We start from the raw sequence: 17581 nt of genomic DNA on the forward strand, positions 1-17581 counted from the left end.
AGCTTATTTTCTTGAACTGGGCTCACAAATAGACAAAATACTTTTTAAAGTATAGCGTTTTTATTTGTGATACTTTTTTTGCAAAAAAACTATAATATAATATTCAACACGCTAATTTCATTAAGAAAGGATATGACCATTTATGAAGCTTGGTCGTAACGACCCCTGCTGGTGCAACAGCGGAAAAAAATATAAGCAGTGCCATGCTGAAATGGACGATAAAATTGCACAGTATAAGGCAAACGGAGCCACGGTTCCTTCCCACAAAATTATTAAAACTCCGGCACAAATTGAAGGCATCAGAAAAGCCGGTGTGTTAAACACTGAAATACTGGACATGGTGGGAGAAAAAATTTGTGCGGGTATGTCTACCGATGGGATTAATACCTTGGTGCATGAATACACCATAGCCCATGGCGGTACGCCTGCCCCCCTAGGCTATTGCGGCTTCCCAAAAAGCGTATGTGTCTCTGTCAACAATGTTATATGCCATGGCATACCATCTGACAATGAAGTTTTAAAAGACGGCGATATTGTAAATGTTGACGTTACAACCATTTTAGATAGCTATTATGCAGATGCATCCCGTATGTTTTGTATCGGAGAAGTTAGCCCGGAAGCAAAAAAGCTGGTTCAAGTTACAAAAGAATCCGTTGATTTGGGGTTAAAAGAAGTAAAACCATGGGGTTTTCTCGGGGATATCGGCTATGTTGTAAGTCAGTATATTTATGCCAACGGCTACACCGTACTGCGGGATATTGGTGGTCATGGTGTAGGAAATGATTTCCACGAGGATCCTTATGTCTGCCATATTGGTGAGCGTGGAACAGGTATGCTTTTGGTTCCCGGCATGGTCTTTACCATTGAGCCCATGGTAAACGCAGGAGAAGAGGCATTTTTTCAGGATGAGGAAAACGGTTGGACGATTTATACTAAGGATGGCTCCCTATCCGCTCAGTGGGAATATACTGTTCTTGTAACTGAGGATGGAGCAGAGGTCATTACCCATTAAAAATATGAGGTTCATAAAATGAAGAAGGATAATTTCGTCTATTTCTACGGCGCTTTGCAGGGATTATACTGGATGAGCTACGGCAGTTCTGTAACCTTTACCGCCGTATTTCTTTTAGACCATGGTTTTTCCAATGGCAGTATTGGAACGCTAATTGCCATCTCCGGCTTTCTGTCTGTTCTTCTGCAACCAGTCATTGCTTGTGCTGCAGATAAAGGGACACATTTTACGGTGAAACGTGTTTTTATGCTTTTGTGCATGGCGCAAATCATTCCTTATGTGCTTTTGTCAATATTTCCGTTGCCTAAGATTGTGATTGCGCTCTTATACAGCCTGCTTATTCTTTTACAGCTCTCTATACAGCCAATCATAAGCGCACTGGGCATACAACTGATGCAAAATGAAGTGCCCTTAAACTTTGGCGTTGCAAGAGGGATTGGTTCCTTTGCATACTCGGTTCTGACGTTCTTTTTAGGTACACTGACTGTTGTTTTTTCCACCAAATGCCTACCCATGACTTCTTGCGGATTGGTCATAATTATCCTGTTTTTCTTGCATCAGCTTCCCGATATGGGCAGTCATCAAGCTGTAGATATACCCCATGGGGGAACCATTGCAGTTTTAAAAAGCAGTCCTCGCTTTGCCCTGCTTGTCGTGGGAATTGCCTGCATTTTTGTATCCCATAGCTCAATCAATAACTATATGATACATATTCTAAACCGCATTGGAGAAGGAAATGAAGCATTGGGGCGGATGATGGCTTATACAGCTATTTTAGAGGTACCTGCTATGCTTTTTTGCACAAGGATTATCCGCAAATGGGATTGTGCAAAATTATTGCGTTTTACGGCAATTTTCTTTGTTCTTAAGGGGATTGGCGTAACCTTTGCCTCAAATTTAACCATGCTGTACCTAGCATTAAGCTTTCAAGCCATATCCTTTGCCCCATTTACCGCCGCAATCGTCTATTACGTTAGCGGTGCCTTGGGAAAGCAGGATCAAGTCAAAGGGCAAGCCCTTGTTACCATCGGCATTACTGTAGGAAATATCTTGGGCAGTCTTGCCGGAGGATATATTTTACAGTATTTTAATGTAGCCATGATGCTATGGCTTACCACCGCTTCTTGTATCCTTGGTATGGTGTTCTTCCTTGTTGGCGTGCAAAATACAACAAACAAAAGCATTCCCTATGAAGCATAAAAAGACCCTGTTTTGAGATAACCCCAAAACAGGGTCTTTTGTGTCCAAGCGTGAAAGGTGAAAAATTTCGATTTTTTTGTTACGGAGATAAATACCATTTTTTTCTTTTGATTTATGGAAGCTTAAGGCGATTTTCCCCTAGAAGCTTATTCAAACAAGCTTTGCTCTTGCATTAACTTCCGTTTTATTCTGTATACCCGAAAAAATCCATAGACCAAAAATAGTCCCAAGCTCAAGCTAACTATGCCGCAGATAAAATTAAACTCTGAACTTAGCGTAAAAAATATGAAAATATTATTCAGTCCAATGCAAATATTCATTATGCACAGAATCCCAATTAAATTTAATATTTTGTTCATCTGCTTAATTCTGGAAGAATTATCTGAATACAAGTTAAATTCGCCTTCATCCGTCTTTTTTCTAAAATATATCCACCGCATAATGGAACCTAAATATTCAGCTCCCGTTTCTTCAATAAACTTAATATATTGCTGACTTTCTCCATGAGAGGGGGCATTTTTCAAAAGCTCAAGGCGCACATTATATTCACCGGGAATGCACTCTTCAAAAGTATATTTGCAAAACCCAATGGCAACAAGGGCAAGGCCTCTTTCCGCCATTTCGTTCAGCCATTTTTCTTCCTTATCATATTCCGAAACCCAAAATAATTTATAAATTACTTTTCTCATCTTTCTTCACTCCTTAATAGAGCCTTCCCATTGTTAAGCAGCTCCTCCAGTCGAATCATCTCTGCCTCTAAAATGCTGCGGCCAAGCTGGGTTATCTGGTATTCCTTTTTTCTGCTGTCCCCTTCCCCCGGTATTGCCATAATCCATTCCTTTTCAAGCATTGTACTGATCGCACCATATAATGTGCCTGCCGCAAGCTTTACTCTGCCACAAGAAAGCTTTTCGATGTTTTGCATAATGCCATATCCATGAAGCGGCGACAGAATAGAAAGTAAAATATAATACACCGCCTCAGTTAATGCTGTATTTTGATTGTTGCCCACATAATATCCCCTTCCGTTATAAAGTCTGACGATGTATCGTCAGCCGATATATTTATTATAACGGATACCCATATAGTAAGCAATGGTTTTTTTAAACAAATTCAATTCTTTGTAGGCTTTTTTGCAAAAGCAACGATACTCCTTCAAAGAATGAAGGGCTTACCCTAAAAACTAGCAGCAAAAAACTTCATCCTATGGCCATCCAACCGTCAAAACCTTATAAATAAATTCCATTGGATAAACAGGATTCTTTCAATCTGGCAGTTTAGGCTATTTTAAAATATGCTTCTAACCTAGTTTTGGGCATACAAAAAACCACTTAAAACTATTGTTCAAAGTGGTTTTCATACTTTGGTGCCATAGTGGGTATGTTTTTTTGCATAAAAATAGGTTCTTGCTTTTCTTTGAAACCCCAGTGCATCGTTTATTTTAATTTAGCACCCTTTAGGGATAAGCCATTTAAATTAATATCCAACCCGACTACCCCAATAATCTCTCCGCCTTGAGAATGATACGGTACCGCCAGTGTAACACAAGGGTTCTTTGTAATTCCTGAAACATAAATATTCGAGATATATTGTTCCCCGCGAACGCTTGAGATAAACCATTCTCTGATTTTTGCATTTGCAATACTTGCAGGGGGAATGGAGGAAAAAAATCTGCCGTTTACATCGTTGGTCCAAACTGCTTCCACCATGTTCTCGTGATTTTGCATAAATGCTTGAAGCATTTTATTATGAGCCACAGGATCATTCGTTAAAAATTCAGTATTTGCAATGATTTCCTCTTGAATAAAAACAAAAAATTGTTGTGCGGTTTTATTGAGTGCAGCCGTAAATGCCTGAGAAGTTAAATAAGCAGGCAACTCGATGGAGCTTTCCGCCATTTCAGACAGCTCCTGGGAAGCGGCGCTCAGCTTATTGCTCATTTGAGAAATATTTTCTACCCTATCCTTTTGCTGCAACGCCGAATGGTACACTTTATCCGCATTTTGGCTTGTTGTATTGACCAACGCCTCCATACTCCCAATCTGATTTCCAACTTGGTCTGAAATTGCGCTTTGTTCACAACTGATATGATTTATTTTTTCAACCATGTCTATTACTGTATGAAAGGATTGGCTCATGTTTTCCAAGTCATGTTCTATTGTTTTGGAAAAAGCCACGCCATTACTAACATTTTCATTGTTTTGCGTGATATTATCATAAACATCCACCACATCACTGTTCATTGAAAAAATTTGAGTTTCAATGCCTTTCACAAACTCGTCCGTCATTTGCGAAAGGCTTTTAAACTCAGCTGCCACCACTGTAAAGCCCCGCCCAGCCTCACCGGCTCTGGCTGCTTCAATGGACGCATTGATTGAAATTAGCTTCATTTTGGCCAATATTGTGGTTATTTCTCTAAGCATTCCGGAAATACTATCCGATGTTTCTTTCAGTGTTTCCATGGATTTTACAGCTTTCGTGCTTGTATCCTTTATCTGCCCAATAACGTCCACAATATTTAATATTTCTGTCTTACTATTGGAAATCGTTTGTGCAGAAGCCCTGCTGGTTGCATCAAGCTCAGAAGCCATTTCCTTTGTTGCACTTGATAATGAAACTAAATTTTTTATTGCAAAGACTGCTTCCGCAATGATTTGATTCACTTCTGTCATTTGATGGGTTACTTGTGTAGATTGCTGAAAAAGATGTTTCGAGAAGACATCACTTTCGTTCACCGTAAGCTGTATTTCTGCCGAAACTGATTTTATGCTGCCGGATGCAGCAGAAAGCTCCTGAGAAAGCTTATTGATCCTTGTTTTTAGTTTTTTCGTATTGGTATTATAAAAAAACTGCCCGACAATTCCCGTGAAAATCAATGTCAAAATACTGATTACTCGGTATAAAGTTATTTCGTTAATAAAATGCAATCCCGCTAAGATAAGTATGCACACCAAATGAGTTACAATAATTCGATATTTACCCATGATTTTACCCCCTAAAAAAATACTCCTTTCAATACTTCATTGTAAAAACAAATTAGTACTAAAAGGAGCCTCTTTACTCACCATATATTATTTTTCTTGAAATTCTACCACATATTACATAAATTTGCAAGGGCAACCTTATTACGACATTTTTAGCCATTTCGGGGTTTTTAAATGATTTTGGATGTATAATATATGTTGTGAAAAATCATGTTTCATGTTTTTTCTTATGCTCCATGGGAAATTAAAAACCCATAGCCTCTTTTACAATTCTCATTTGTTCTGTATTGGTCAGCACTTCCAGTAATCGAAAGGCAACACCGGCAGCCGTGGCAGGACAATATGAAGTAATCATATTATTGTCTATAACAATCGGCTCATTTACTACTTGAACGCCAAACTCTGCAAGCTGTTTTTGCCTATGTCCATCCCCCAAATGATATGTAGTTGCTTTCCTCCCTGCCAATATCCCACTTTTCCCCAGGGATAAAGCAGCCACACAGATCGTTGCAATGGGCTTTCCTTGCCCATGAAATTGACGGATAATGTCTAAAAACCTCTCATCAAACGCCTCTTCATAAAAACCAAATTCTTCAAACCCGCCGGGAATTGCCAGTGCGTCGTACTCATTCATAGAAATTTCAGCTATAGTTTTATCTGCAATGATTGGCACATGAAACGTGCTAACCACCGTTTTTTTAAATCCACAGGTTTCAACATTTACATCCATGCCATAATCATTTCTAGCCCAGCCAAAAACATCAATAAATACGCTAAATTCCATTGTTTCAAAACCTTTTGCTAAAAGTAATAATACCTTCATTTGAATGATCCTCCCCAGATTATAATAAATTCTTTGTTCTTCATTATATTGCTTTTCCAAACAAAAGCAAACAAAATTATAACCATTTTCTGTCTATTAGAAGATACGCTCGCACTTCCTTATAAGTTTCTTGTATTTGATTTCTTATATACTCCTCAATTTTTTTCCACTGCACTCACAAAATATTCGCCCCCCCAAAATATCCATGCGGATTTCCATACATATGTTTCAAGCTGGTATGTCTATCAAATACTATAATGAGCTTTTCCCTTTGAATACCCCATAATCTCAGCTACACTATGTTTGGGCGGTATCCATAATGGATTTTTCCACAGTCTCATCACCCGCAGAGCAGGTGGTTTTGTCAAGCGAAAGGGAACAAAAATTGGGCAGACACCATTGTTGTCTGCCCAATAAAACTCATTTCCTTTATACTCTAAAACCAGTTGCCGCTTTTTCTGTAATTCCCTATTTATTTACTAAATTGGAATTCCCAAAGAGAGTCGCCTCTTTTTCCACCTTTTAATTCCGCATCCACAAATTTTAAAGTCAGATAACCAGCTATATTTGTATTTTTATCCGACATAGGATACGGGAAGCTAATTACTGTGTTATTGTAAACATTGCTAAACCCTATGGTGGCAGTTTTCAATGCCCTTACTCCAGTTTCGCTATCAACTAGGGCAGTTTGATGACTGGACAGCCAAATCTTGGTCTTTCCATCGTCAGTACCTTCTTCAGTGTCAATTCCCAATTCGTTTGCAAAGAAGTTTCCACTAAGAGCTTCCCCCATCTGACCTTCCGCCGGAATATAGAACATCGGCTCAGAAAAGACCAGTGTTACTGTACCGTTATATGGCTTTTCAGCATAAAAGGAACCATAGTTTGTAATTGTCGTTGATATTTCTTGCACTGTCGGGCTTGTTTTATCCGCAGGCGTAATATTGATTACCTTAATAATCTTAGAATCTCCGCCGCCTGACGAGCTTTTTGCAACTGCATAGAAATTATAGTATACATCTCTTTCGATATTGCTAATGGTAATCGTTGCTCTAGCCAATGTATCGCCCTGGCTTATTTTTGCGGTGGCAGAACCAAAATCAATGGGTCTGTAAGAAATATTTTCCTCTCTCTTACGGATAAAATCCCCATCAATTAACGATTCATTCGGCATGGATTTCTTATTAAATACAATCCAATCTATATCCGCCTCTTTATCAAGAGCAATGTCAATGATTGCGGAATTTTCCAGCCTATCTCTAACATATGCACTTTCCTCCTTGGGTGCTGCAACTGTAACCGTGGTAAATTCAATTTCCTTCATCGCCGAAGTTGCCGCTGGCGTTCCCTTCAAGAAGCAATACATTACATAAGTCACTTCGGGATTTAACCCTGAGATTCTCAATTCATACTCGGTTTCGCCGCTTGTAATGGCATAACTGCCGTAGACCCCATCCTGAGGTTTATATTTTCCATCCATAATGCCATCGGCAGTGGGATTGGAAACCGTCCCTTTTTTCGCTATGAGGTAATAGAATGTAGCCTTTTTTGTTGTTTTAACAAGAGGCCTAATCAGCGTATCGCCGACCAAACTAACATCATTATCGGTTTTAAGCTTAGGATAGCCTGTTTCAAATGCAGGAACAATGGTATCCGTAAAATAAACCTTGACGTTAAACTCCTTCGGGTAGTTTACTATCGTTACCTTACCCTCGCTGACCGCCTCAGCAAGCCTGTCTGTAGGGTTATCAGAAACAGGACTTAGACCGGAGCTGCTGCCAATCACGCACTTAATGCCAAAATCAATTGTGCTTGACCAGCCCTTTCTATCCGTATCACCGTTGATAGAAACAACCTTTATTCCATACTCCGTTTGCTTTAAATCTTTAAACTTATCATAATCATATACTTCAGCATTATCAAAAATCTTATCCTTTATGTTCTGCAAAGAAACAGATTTTCCCTTTTCAACAATGACTACGCCGCTATCAGAGGATGGAGTAACCTCTGTGAAACTGGAACTGCCCGCCGGTTTTTCATATAACTTAAAGCCGATCTTTTCACTGCTTTGGAACAAAACATCGTAAAAAACATTATCATTTGTTTCCGAAATCTGTGGTATCAACTCAAAGGACATGTCCATGGTGGAGGAGGAAACCGTTTCCAAAATCTCTACCATGGGTGCCACCGTATTAAACGAGGGCAACAGTGTTTTTTCATCCATTCTGTTTCCTGAGGTATCCGCAATTCTACTTAATTCAAACTCATATGTATTTGCACTATTTAAATTCAAGCTTCCCGCAGGGAAAATAATAACGGTTTTGCCGTCAATATCCTCTACCAGCACCTTTGTAAAATCAATGTCAATGGTGGGTCTGCGTAAAGCAGACAAATCATAAAGCTTTATGTTTGCGCTAAGATCTGCTTTATCAACAACGGATAATTTTTTCTTCGTCGTATTATCCACAACCTCTTCGCTAAATTGTATACGGATTTCACTGCCTGCAACCACATCACCACTGATGGTTTCTTCAAATTCCAATTTGGCAGTAGGCGCTGTAAAGTCTGCGGTTTTCACATCCATATAAACAACATTGGATATATTGTCAAAACTATCCTTTGCAACGATGAAAAGATCATAAGGCGTTTCCGCAGTTAAGCCTGTAATGCTGATTTTGCCTTCCACGTTTTGCTTTGCTGTTACCTTACCGTTCTTCACACCGCTGTTACCCAAAACAACCTGATTTTTTGCCTCAGCAGAATCCAACGCAGGCTGTTCTTCCCCAGGAGAAGCAGGAAGCGGGAAGGTGTCACCTTTTTTACACAAAATATAATAAACTGTTGCCGCTTCATTTACTTTAAATTTAACATCTATGGATTTATCCGCCACCTTATCTAACGCGGGATACCCATTGGCAAAAACAGGCGCCGATAAATCCGCAGTCTGGAAAGAAAGCTTTTGAATGGCGGAATCCGTTAAGCCATCGGAAACAAGCACATAAAAATCATATTTTGTGTACTCCTTCAAGTTGTCAACCGTTACCATGGTTTCCTCATTTTTCTTGCAGGAATCAATGACCCCTTTATTTGTTGCACCAGAAATCAATTGCACCTTTAGATTGTTTAGATTTGGCGCAACGCTGCCGCTGGGAAGCACTGCCCAGTAAGCCACGCAATCCTTGGTTACATTTAACGCAATATCCGCCGAATAATTTTGAATTATACGTAATTCCGGATAATTTTGAATAAAATCAGGCTTTGCTCCAATATGAATGGTCTTAATTTCCGACAAATTGCCACTCTTATCCTGGGCAACCAAATAAACATCATATTCTTCTTCAGGCTTTAGCCCGGAAAGCTTTAATGCGCCCGCCGTATCCGCCTTTAGGCTAGTGGACTTGCCACTCTTTTCGGCGCCCTTTCCTTTGATGATTTGCTGCTTTGCATCATCTGAAGTTATGGCAGGAGGATCCGTATCCGCCTGCTCTTGCACGGGGAAGGTTGTCCCGCCAAGATATGCCGCATAGTATACAACACCTTCTTCGTTCAAGCTGGCGCTGATCTCAGCCGTTGTTCTATCGGAGGCAGTAATTTTAGGATACCCTATGTTAAACTGGGGCGGTGTCGTATCCTTTGTGGTAATCTGCAGCTTTGAGATAGAGGAATCATTTGTGCCGTCGGAAAGCATAATATAGAGGTCATAGCTGCTAAGCTCCTTCAGCCCCGTCACCGTAAAGGTATCTCCCTCATAGCGTTCACAATCCTCCACCACACCGTTTTTCGTTGCGCCATAAAGCTTTTGAGACTTTAAGGCCTTACTATCCGGTGCAGGACGCCCTTTCTCATATACCGCCCAGTATAAGTCACTATCTTTATTGGTGACATATTCCAGGGTAACGGATACATTTGAAACAGTCTTTACCAGAGGGAACCCTGATAAAAATCCCGGCTTCGCATTATCAATGGTTGTAAAATAAACTGTTTTTCTTTTGCTTTTGTCCCCTCTGTCATCCACTAAAACAGCAGATAAAATATAGTCGGTACTATTTTCAAGCCCCGATATTTTCACGGTAAATTCTTTCCCCGAAGTCACCTGTAAAGAACCATTTTTCTTCACAGTTGTTTCGTACTTTCCGGGTTTTATGATTTCATCAATATCCGGTCTGCCATCATCATAATAGGTAATTGCCCAATAAACAGTTCCCGGTTTGTTGGTTTTAAACTTCGCAATGGTATCCGTTGGACCAACATCCTCCACATCCGGATAGTCCGTTAAAAAAGCAGGGGTTTTGGCGGATTCACCCGCATCATTACTTGTCATGCTCTTTCCGTTAACATTTGCCGTCAAACCCGGTCTTATCTCTACTTCTTCGGGAAGCATGGAAATACTGCTCCCCGCTGAATTCACCTTTAAATATCCAACCTCACCTGTACCAGAAACAGCCACCCCCACATCTGTATATAAACCATCTACGAAAGTGCCGCTATCCAAGAATACCTTGCTGTTTTTGGCTTCCTCATCCACAATAAGTTTACCAACGGTATCCTTATCTAAATACAAATTATTTTGGGCGCCTTTTACCGTTACCTGATCAAACAACCCGGCTAAATGAAGCTCTGTTTTTGCTGCTCCATTGAGCACAACATTTTTAAATCCGCCGCCCTTACTTGCTGTTTCTTCCAAATATGTATTTGCTTTGACCAGCGTTTCATCCACAATGGTATTCCCAGTTAATTTCACGGATTTTATACTTCCCTTTGTATCGGGAATAATTAGACTTGTAATCGTGCAGTCTTCAAAAGTAATACTGCTTTTGCCTGCCTGGCTTTCTCCGGTTCCATTGATAATTACCTGTCCCATAACATGGACATTCTCCAAGGTCGTGCTGCCAAGGCCTACGCCTCCTGTAATATAAAGATCACCTTTAATTACGGTATCCGCAAGGGTAACCCCCGAAGCCGCAATTGTAACGTTTCCTTCCTGATAACCTAAGGTTCTTGTCCCCGAATGGTTTACCAATTCACCTATGGCATCAGAAAGTACCTTGGCCACTTCGCCGCGGGTTATGTAATTTTGAGGCTTAAAGGTTCCGTCCTTATAGCCGGAAATAAAGCCTTTTTCCGAAGAGGCGTTCACATAGCCCCTGCTCCAGTTTGCAATGCTTCTGCTGTCTGAAAAAGTAAACGCTTCTCTGGAAACTTCTTCAATTTGCAAATTTCTTCCCAATAAAGCAATGGCCTGCTCTCTGGTCAACTGCCCCTTAGGATTTGCCGTATTCTTTCCATCTCCTGAAAAATAGCCTTGATTATACGCTGTAATGATATCAGCCGCATACCACTCCGTTCCTGTCACATCCTTAAACGGATTTTTCCCTTTGGCACTATAGTTAAAGGTTCGATTAATAATCGAAATAAATTCCGCTCTTGTAATTGGCTTGTTTGGGTTCATATTCCCATTGCTGTCCCCACTCATAAGCCCTCTGTTGTATAAATTGCGCATAAACGGTTCTGCCCAGTGATTTGCAACACCCATATTAAACGACGCCGCATAGACATTCTCTGTATGTACAAAACATAAATCCGTTGCCATCATGACGGTAACCAAAGTAAGTGCAACTGCCCTCTTCAGTTTGTTGGGCAACGTCCTTTTAAACTGCATCATCCTCATCCATCCTTTTTCGTCTATAATTCGTCGCTTGTATTTTAAACACACTTGCTCTCAAGATGCTTTCTTCCGCACGAAGCAAACTTTGAAACTCGCATCCATAAGTAAACATATTGAAGTTTGCTTCTTCCTTACGCAAAAGATTAAACTGTATCCAAATTGGCGTTTCCGTCCAAGTGGTCATAAAAGAATACTCCATATCCATATCCAAATCTTCCTTACAACTAAAACACATGCCCCCACAGCTTAAATCTCTTAATTTAACCTCAACGGGAATTTCTTCTCCATCTTGGGTATAGAAAATCATAATTGTAATTTCGAAGTCAACTCTAACATCTCTATGTAAAAGCGGCGCCAAATTCCTCACTTCCTCCAAGTGAAGCTTGCCAAAGGCAATTTCACTAATATCGGCATCATAAATTTGGCTAAACTTGTCTTCCACCTGGAAAACAATTTTCTCCCCTACTCGAAATTGCCTTAAAGTTTCCTCGTCAAACGGAATTAAAAAAGAAATACCATCTGCCATAAAGCTCAAATCCGCATAATCAATCATTTTATTTTGTTCATCCATTATTATACATTTAATTGACATTGCCTATCCCTCCAAAAAAATCCTCTCATTTTCTTCTATTCCGAAAAGCTAGCTCTTATTCGTGTCCGCTTCAGAGGTACTTGGTGAATTTGACGGTGAAAATTTCAGAAAATATACATATATGTCAACGATTGCTTTATACAGCTCCTCAGGGATCTCAGTCCCAAGCTCAAGCCTGGATAAAACCGTTGCCAAGGAGGTATCCTCATAAACAGGAACGTTGTTATCGGCAGCAAGCTCCACAATTTTCTCAGCCACATGCCCCATACCTGAAGCGACAATCATGGGTGCAATCTGGTCATTGTCATATTTTAACGCCACAGCTTTTTTGCTAATTTTATCCTTATATCTTGACATTGACAGTATTTTTCCTTTCGCAAATTTTAGGGAATACTTCTGATATGCTTACGGGTATGTTCCTTTTGTCTATGGAAATTGAGTTAACAGCAAGGCCATTGCGCTCCATAATTTCCCCAAGACCGGCCTTAATCCCCTTGTCTGCGGAGAGAATCTTCTCGGGGCAAAACAATTGCATATCAATTTTTCCCTTATTATGCAGTATAATTAAGTCAAAAAATCCTACATCCTTAATATCAAACTTAATTAAGAGTTTTGTCTTTTTTTCAACTTCACCATTTTTCCCCTCCTCATCGTCGGGATCAATCCAGAGCTCCGAAAACATCATGTTTCCATTCACATCCAGCGGAAGCATTACATGCAGCAATGGCATATAAACACTTTCATTTAAAAGCATAGATGTCAAAATACCCTTAAACCCATCAATATTTTCGTAACCGGCCTCGCCCCGAATACCTCTCTCCAAAATGTTAATAAGCCTTTGGTTAGACTCATCACCCCGCAACTTCTCTCCGTGCAGTTGCATTAATACATCGGCAAATGTTTCTGAATCTATATTGCCAAGCTTATCCTTAATTACATTATAATGCATAATTTCATCAAATGCATCAATAAATCCATTTTTATTTGCATTTTCGTATCGAGAAATGTTTTGCGTAAGGGATGAGATTAAATCTCTGACGCGGCCGAAATCATTTGTATATCTAGTATATTTTGATAAAAAAGGAATAATCTCTTTTTTTAAGATTTCCAAATTATTTGTTGTGTCCCCCGGCTTTGCATTTTCATCCAGCTGCTTGGTCAATTCAAGGAGCTGCTCTGAATAGCTTTTGGGTAGACTTTTAGATAAATTGGAAAGATCAATTAAAATATTTTTTACAATATGATTGCTGGCAGAAAAATCATTATATTTTTTCAGTAAATCCAAAATTTTAGAATTTAATTCCCCGGAATTTGATTCTGCAAGTACGTTTCTTAAAAAATCAAAAAAAGCTCCGCCAAATTTTGTGGCCCCGCCTACCTGATTTTTCAAAAACCCCTGCAGTTCCTCTGGGGAAAGCTTTATCAGCTCTAAAAACCGAGAAATTTCCTGTGCAAAATTTTCATTGATTCCCGAGTTTACTAGATTCCCCAATTTTACAAACATCAAGTCACCCATAAGCTCCGTTGTAAAAGGAGCATCTTTTAAAACCTTCAAAAAGCCCTCATAATTTGAGTTTTGATATTGCACAAAATTATTTTGCTGATAATCTGTATTGGAAGATTTGCTGTCGGGTCTTGTAACTTTGCTCACATTTGTTATATTATTAATATTAGGATCGTTTGTGGTGATAGGATTTGTTCTTGAAGAATTCTCATATCCGGAAACGGGGGTTGATACTTTTATGATATTTGACATTATTTCACATCCTCTTCGCCAACTTTTTTGCCAACTATTATTATTTTCCTCTTTTTGTCGAATTAAATTTATAGTATAATTAACCAAACAGTACAATTAATGGTCTACATATTCTTTTCTAAGGTGGTGCTCATAAATGAACAATGGCATGGATAGTATGATTGACATGTATTTATTTGAAACAAATTCTCTCCTCGAGCAATTGGAAAACATCATGCTCGAAGCGGAAAAAGCTAAGGCCTTCACAACAGAAGATATTGACGAAATTTTCCGCATCATGCATACAATCAAAGGTTCTTCAGCAATGATGGAATTCGATTCTATTTCAAAAATAGCACATCGGGTTGAGGATCTTTTCTTCATCTTCAGGCAAAACAACACAACAAATTCTTTTTCAGATGCCATGCGGACTGAGCTTTTTAATCTAATTCTTAATGCAAACGACTTTATGCGTACTGAAGTTGCAAAAATCGAGCAAAACGAACCTATCTCTGATAATATCGACAGTTTTATAAGCGATATTAATACTTTTATTGAAAAATTGAATTCAGGCGAACCCAACACCTTGGAAACCGCCGAAAACAAAGCGAAGGCCACCCCAAATACCGTAACACAAAATGGTACCTTTGTACAATCCATTCCTACTACAAATGCCCCCTACATCATCAAAATCATTTTTGATGATGGCTGCGGAATGGAGCATTTGCGAGCTTTTATGGTAAAAAATACAATTATGGATAACATCGGGAACAACTTTAGTTTTTATCCTGAGGATGTGGAAACCAATTCCGAAACCTGTAATTATATTATGGATAACGGCTTTTTCATCTTCCTTGAGGATGAAACCCTTGTTGATTCCGCCGTTGCTGCAATCAAAAGCTCTTTAAACATTGCTTCCTTCGAGGTTATTTCCAATCCTTCCGCACAACCTGAAAAGCATAAGATAGCAGCCACTGATAGCCTTCAAAATGGAGCGGCCAACCAAAATAAGGCTGGCAAAAAAGCAAGTACTCCTCCCGCTGCAAACCAGCAGACCAAGCAAAGCATTATCAGCGTGAGCCTGTCAAAGCTGGACAGCCTTATGGCTATTGTGGGCGAAATTGTTATTACGGAATCTATGGTAACCTCCTCCCCGGATTTAAAAGGGTTGAAGCTGGATAATTTTACAAAGTCCACCAGGCAATTGAGAAAATTGACGGACGAGCTGCAAGATATTGCTATGTCAATGCGTATGGTTCCCATTTCAGGCGTATTTAATAAAATGAACCGCATTGTTCGTGATATGGGACAGCATCTCAATAAGGATGTACGTCTTACAATTATCGGCGAAAATACCGAATTAGACAAAACAATCGTAGACAGCATCAATGACCCTTTAATTCATATTGTAAGAAACTCTATGGATCATGGCATTGAAGAAAGTGCTGCCGAAAGAATTGCTGCAGGCAAGGAGCCTCAAGGGGAAATCGTTCTTGAAGCAAAGCATACCGGCAGCGATATCATCATTACAATTGCCGACGACGGCGTTGGTGTTAACCCCGAAAAGGTATTGGAAAAAGCAAAACGCAACGGCATACTTACAAAACCCGAAAACGAATACACTCAACGGGAAATCCTTGCCCTGCTCCTTGCCCCCGGTTTTTCCACAAACGAAACCGTTACCGAATATTCCGGCCGTGGCGTTGGCATGGATGTTGTAAAGCAGAATATCGAAAAAGTCGGCGGCGTTGTTACCATCGACAGCGAATTGGGTGAAGGCACTTGTATCACATTGAAAATACCTTTAACCTTAGCAATTGTGGATGGCATGGAAATCGCCGTAGGCAAATCAACCTTTACGATGCCGATTACCAATATCAAGCAATCCTTTAAGTGTAATCATGATGAAGTTATTTTTGACTCTGTAGGCAACGAACTGATTGAACGCATGGGGAACTATTATCCCATCGTACGGCTGCACAACCTTTATAATATTGAAACGTCAGTCACCGATATTGAAGAAGGTATTTTAGTATGGGTAGAAGCCAGCGATAAATCCTATTGCTTGTTTGTTGACAGCTTTATTGGCGAACAACAGGTTGTTGTAAAGCCTCTGCCTCCATACCTGAATGGCTTTAACATTAAGAACTCAGGCGTTGCAGGATGCACAATTCTTGGTGACGGAAATATTAGTATAATTTTGGATGCTTTGAGTCTTCATACTGCATTCATGAATTCGTTATAAGGGGGAATATTATAATGAGAATGGAAAGTAATATAACTGAGGAACTGATGGATGAGGAATATGAATTGCTGGCTACAGAAGAAAATATAAATAAATTTCTCACCTTTATCTCTGCTGATTTGGTCTATGGAATCCCCATTGAAAATGTGGTTGAAATCATTACAAACGCCAGTATTACCAGTTTGCCTATGGTTCCATCCTACGTTTTGGGCATCATCAATCTTAGGGGGCAAATCGTACCTATTATTGATATTCGTAAAATAATGAATAAACCCGACAACGAGGATACCTCAATTCTTTGCGTTATTATTTTGGAAATCGATTCAATTTCCATTGGCGTTTTGGTGGACAGTGTTTTACAGGTAATCAATGTACCTAATAAAATTTCCGCCCTTCCCTCTAAAAATCTTCCTTTTATCAGCGGGATGACAAATTTGAGTGATGGCAGCGTAATGTACAGCTTGGATTGTGATTTATTAATCAGCAATAAATAAGGTGGTTGATGCATGAATAATTTAAAAGAAAACGATTTTGTCCGTCTTTACACTTTTATCCAAAACAATTATGGCATAAATCTCTCAAAGAAAAAACAATTAATTGAAGGGCGGCTTAACTCAACCATCTTTGCAATGGGCTTTACTGATTTCTCCGAATATGTGGATTTTATTCTTACCAAATCCACCAAACAGGATATTGATCTTCTGTTAAACAAGCTTACCACCAACTATACCTATTTTATGCGGGAGAAGGCTCATTTTGATTACTTTAGTCAAAATATTCTGCCCCATCTTGTGAATACTAAAAAGGATAAGGTTTTGAGTGTTTGGAGCGCAGGCTGTTCTACAGGGCAGGAACCATATACCCTTTCCATTTTAATGAAAGAATTTTTAGGCAAAGATGCACCCCGTTGGGATACCCGTGTTTTAGCCACGGATATTTCTCAAAAGGTGCTTTTGCAAGCTCAAAACGGAGTTTATCCACAGGATTCTTTCAAGGATATGCCAAGTGAGTGGATACGCAAATATTTTAATCGCGTTGACAACACCGACCAATATGAAGTGACCTCCGCGTTAAAATCAAACGTAATCTTTAAGCCCTTTAATTTAATGGATCCCATACAATTTAAGATTCCATTTGATGTTATATTTTGTCGAAACGTAATGATCTATTTTAATCAGCAAACAAAGGATGCTTTGGTGGATAGATTTTATGATTCCACCAATCACGGAGGACATCTTATTATTGGGCTTTCCGAAACAATTAATAAAAGCAACGCACGATATAAATATGTTATGCCCGCGGTATACAGAAAAATCTAATTGTTG

Annotated in this window: 13 protein-coding genes; 5 read left to right on the forward strand and 8 right to left on the reverse strand. The window is 39.4% G+C overall.

Annotation, left to right across the window (positions count from 1 at the left end):
* Positions 1 to 142: 142 nt before the first annotated feature.
* Both CLNEO_RS13105 and CLNEO_RS13110 read left to right on the forward strand, forming a co-directional pair.
* Complete coding sequence (locus CLNEO_RS13105; protein ID WP_066089956.1) at positions 143 to 1012, forward strand: methionyl aminopeptidase; 870 nt, start codon at positions 143 to 145, stop codon at positions 1010 to 1012.
* Between the two features lie 18 nt (positions 1013 to 1030).
* On the forward strand, positions 1031 to 2212 hold the full coding sequence (locus CLNEO_RS13110) for an MFS transporter (RefSeq protein WP_066089959.1): 1182 nt from the start codon (positions 1031 to 1033) through the stop codon (positions 2210 to 2212).
* Between the two features lie 146 nt (positions 2213 to 2358).
* Here CLNEO_RS13110 and CLNEO_RS13115 read toward each other — a convergent pair whose 3' ends face one another.
* The 8 genes from CLNEO_RS13115 to CLNEO_RS13150 all read right to left on the reverse strand — a co-directional run bounded on the left by CLNEO_RS13115 (position 2359) and on the right by CLNEO_RS13150 (position 14032).
* Positions 2359 to 2901 carry a DUF2812 domain-containing protein gene (locus CLNEO_RS13115; protein ID WP_066089963.1) on the reverse strand — a complete coding sequence of 181 codons (543 nt, stop codon included), beginning with the start codon at positions 2899 to 2901 and terminating at the stop codon, positions 2359 to 2361.
* Complete coding sequence (locus tag CLNEO_RS13120; protein ID WP_066089966.1) at positions 2898 to 3224, reverse strand: PadR family transcriptional regulator; 327 nt, start codon at positions 3222 to 3224, stop codon at positions 2898 to 2900. The genes CLNEO_RS13115 and CLNEO_RS13120 overlap by 4 nt, the downstream gene beginning before the upstream one ends.
* Before the next feature lie 424 nt (positions 3225 to 3648).
* A complete protein-coding gene (locus CLNEO_RS13125; protein ID WP_066089969.1) occupies positions 3649 to 5196 on the reverse strand; it encodes a methyl-accepting chemotaxis protein in 1548 nt (515 codons plus the stop codon).
* A gap of 244 nt (positions 5197 to 5440) precedes the next feature.
* Complete coding sequence (locus CLNEO_RS13130) at positions 5441 to 6019, reverse strand: DJ-1/PfpI family protein (protein WP_066089972.1); 579 nt, start codon at positions 6017 to 6019, stop codon at positions 5441 to 5443.
* Positions 6020 to 6491: 472 nt separating this feature from the next.
* Entirely contained in the window at positions 6492 to 11681 is a 5190-nt protein-coding gene (locus CLNEO_RS13135) for an S-layer homology domain-containing protein (RefSeq protein ID WP_066089975.1), read from the reverse strand.
* Positions 11668 to 12276 (reverse strand): PilZ domain-containing protein, encoded by a 609-nt coding sequence (locus tag CLNEO_RS13140; RefSeq protein ID WP_066089979.1) that lies wholly within the window; start codon positions 12274 to 12276, stop codon positions 11668 to 11670. The genes CLNEO_RS13135 and CLNEO_RS13140 overlap by 14 nt, the downstream gene beginning before the upstream one ends.
* A 48-nt stretch (positions 12277 to 12324) precedes the next feature.
* Entirely contained in the window at positions 12325 to 12633 is a 309-nt protein-coding gene (locus CLNEO_RS13145) for an EscU/YscU/HrcU family type III secretion system export apparatus switch protein (RefSeq protein WP_066089985.1), read from the reverse strand.
* Positions 12620 to 14032 carry a hypothetical protein gene (locus CLNEO_RS13150; protein ID WP_066089988.1) on the reverse strand — a complete coding sequence of 471 codons (1413 nt, stop codon included), beginning with the start codon at positions 14030 to 14032 and terminating at the stop codon, positions 12620 to 12622. Before CLNEO_RS13150 ends, CLNEO_RS13145 begins: the two co-directional genes overlap by 14 nt.
* A gap of 136 nt (positions 14033 to 14168) precedes the next feature.
* Here CLNEO_RS13150 and CLNEO_RS13155 point away from each other — a divergent pair, with 136 nt between their 5' ends.
* Genes CLNEO_RS13155 through CLNEO_RS13165 form a run of 3 tightly spaced genes read left to right on the forward strand, consistent with a single transcriptional unit; the run spans position 14169 to position 17575 of the window.
* Positions 14169 to 16256, forward strand: a complete 2088-nt coding sequence (locus CLNEO_RS13155; RefSeq protein WP_201032938.1) for a chemotaxis protein CheA — start codon at positions 14169 to 14171, stop codon at positions 16254 to 16256.
* A gap of 14 nt (positions 16257 to 16270) precedes the next feature.
* Positions 16271 to 16750: a chemotaxis protein CheW gene (locus CLNEO_RS13160; protein WP_083532027.1), complete on the forward strand. Its 480-nt coding sequence runs from the start codon at positions 16271 to 16273 to the stop codon at positions 16748 to 16750.
* Between the two features lie 12 nt (positions 16751 to 16762).
* Positions 16763 to 17575, forward strand: coding sequence for a CheR family methyltransferase (locus tag CLNEO_RS13165; protein ID WP_066089992.1), 813 nt, complete (start codon positions 16763 to 16765; stop codon positions 17573 to 17575).
* Positions 17576 to 17581: the final 6 nt, after the last annotated feature.

The organism is Anaerotignum neopropionicum, from assembly GCF_001571775.1.
GTDB classification, from domain to species: Bacteria; Bacillota; Clostridia; order Lachnospirales; family Anaerotignaceae; genus Chakrabartyella; species Chakrabartyella neopropionicum.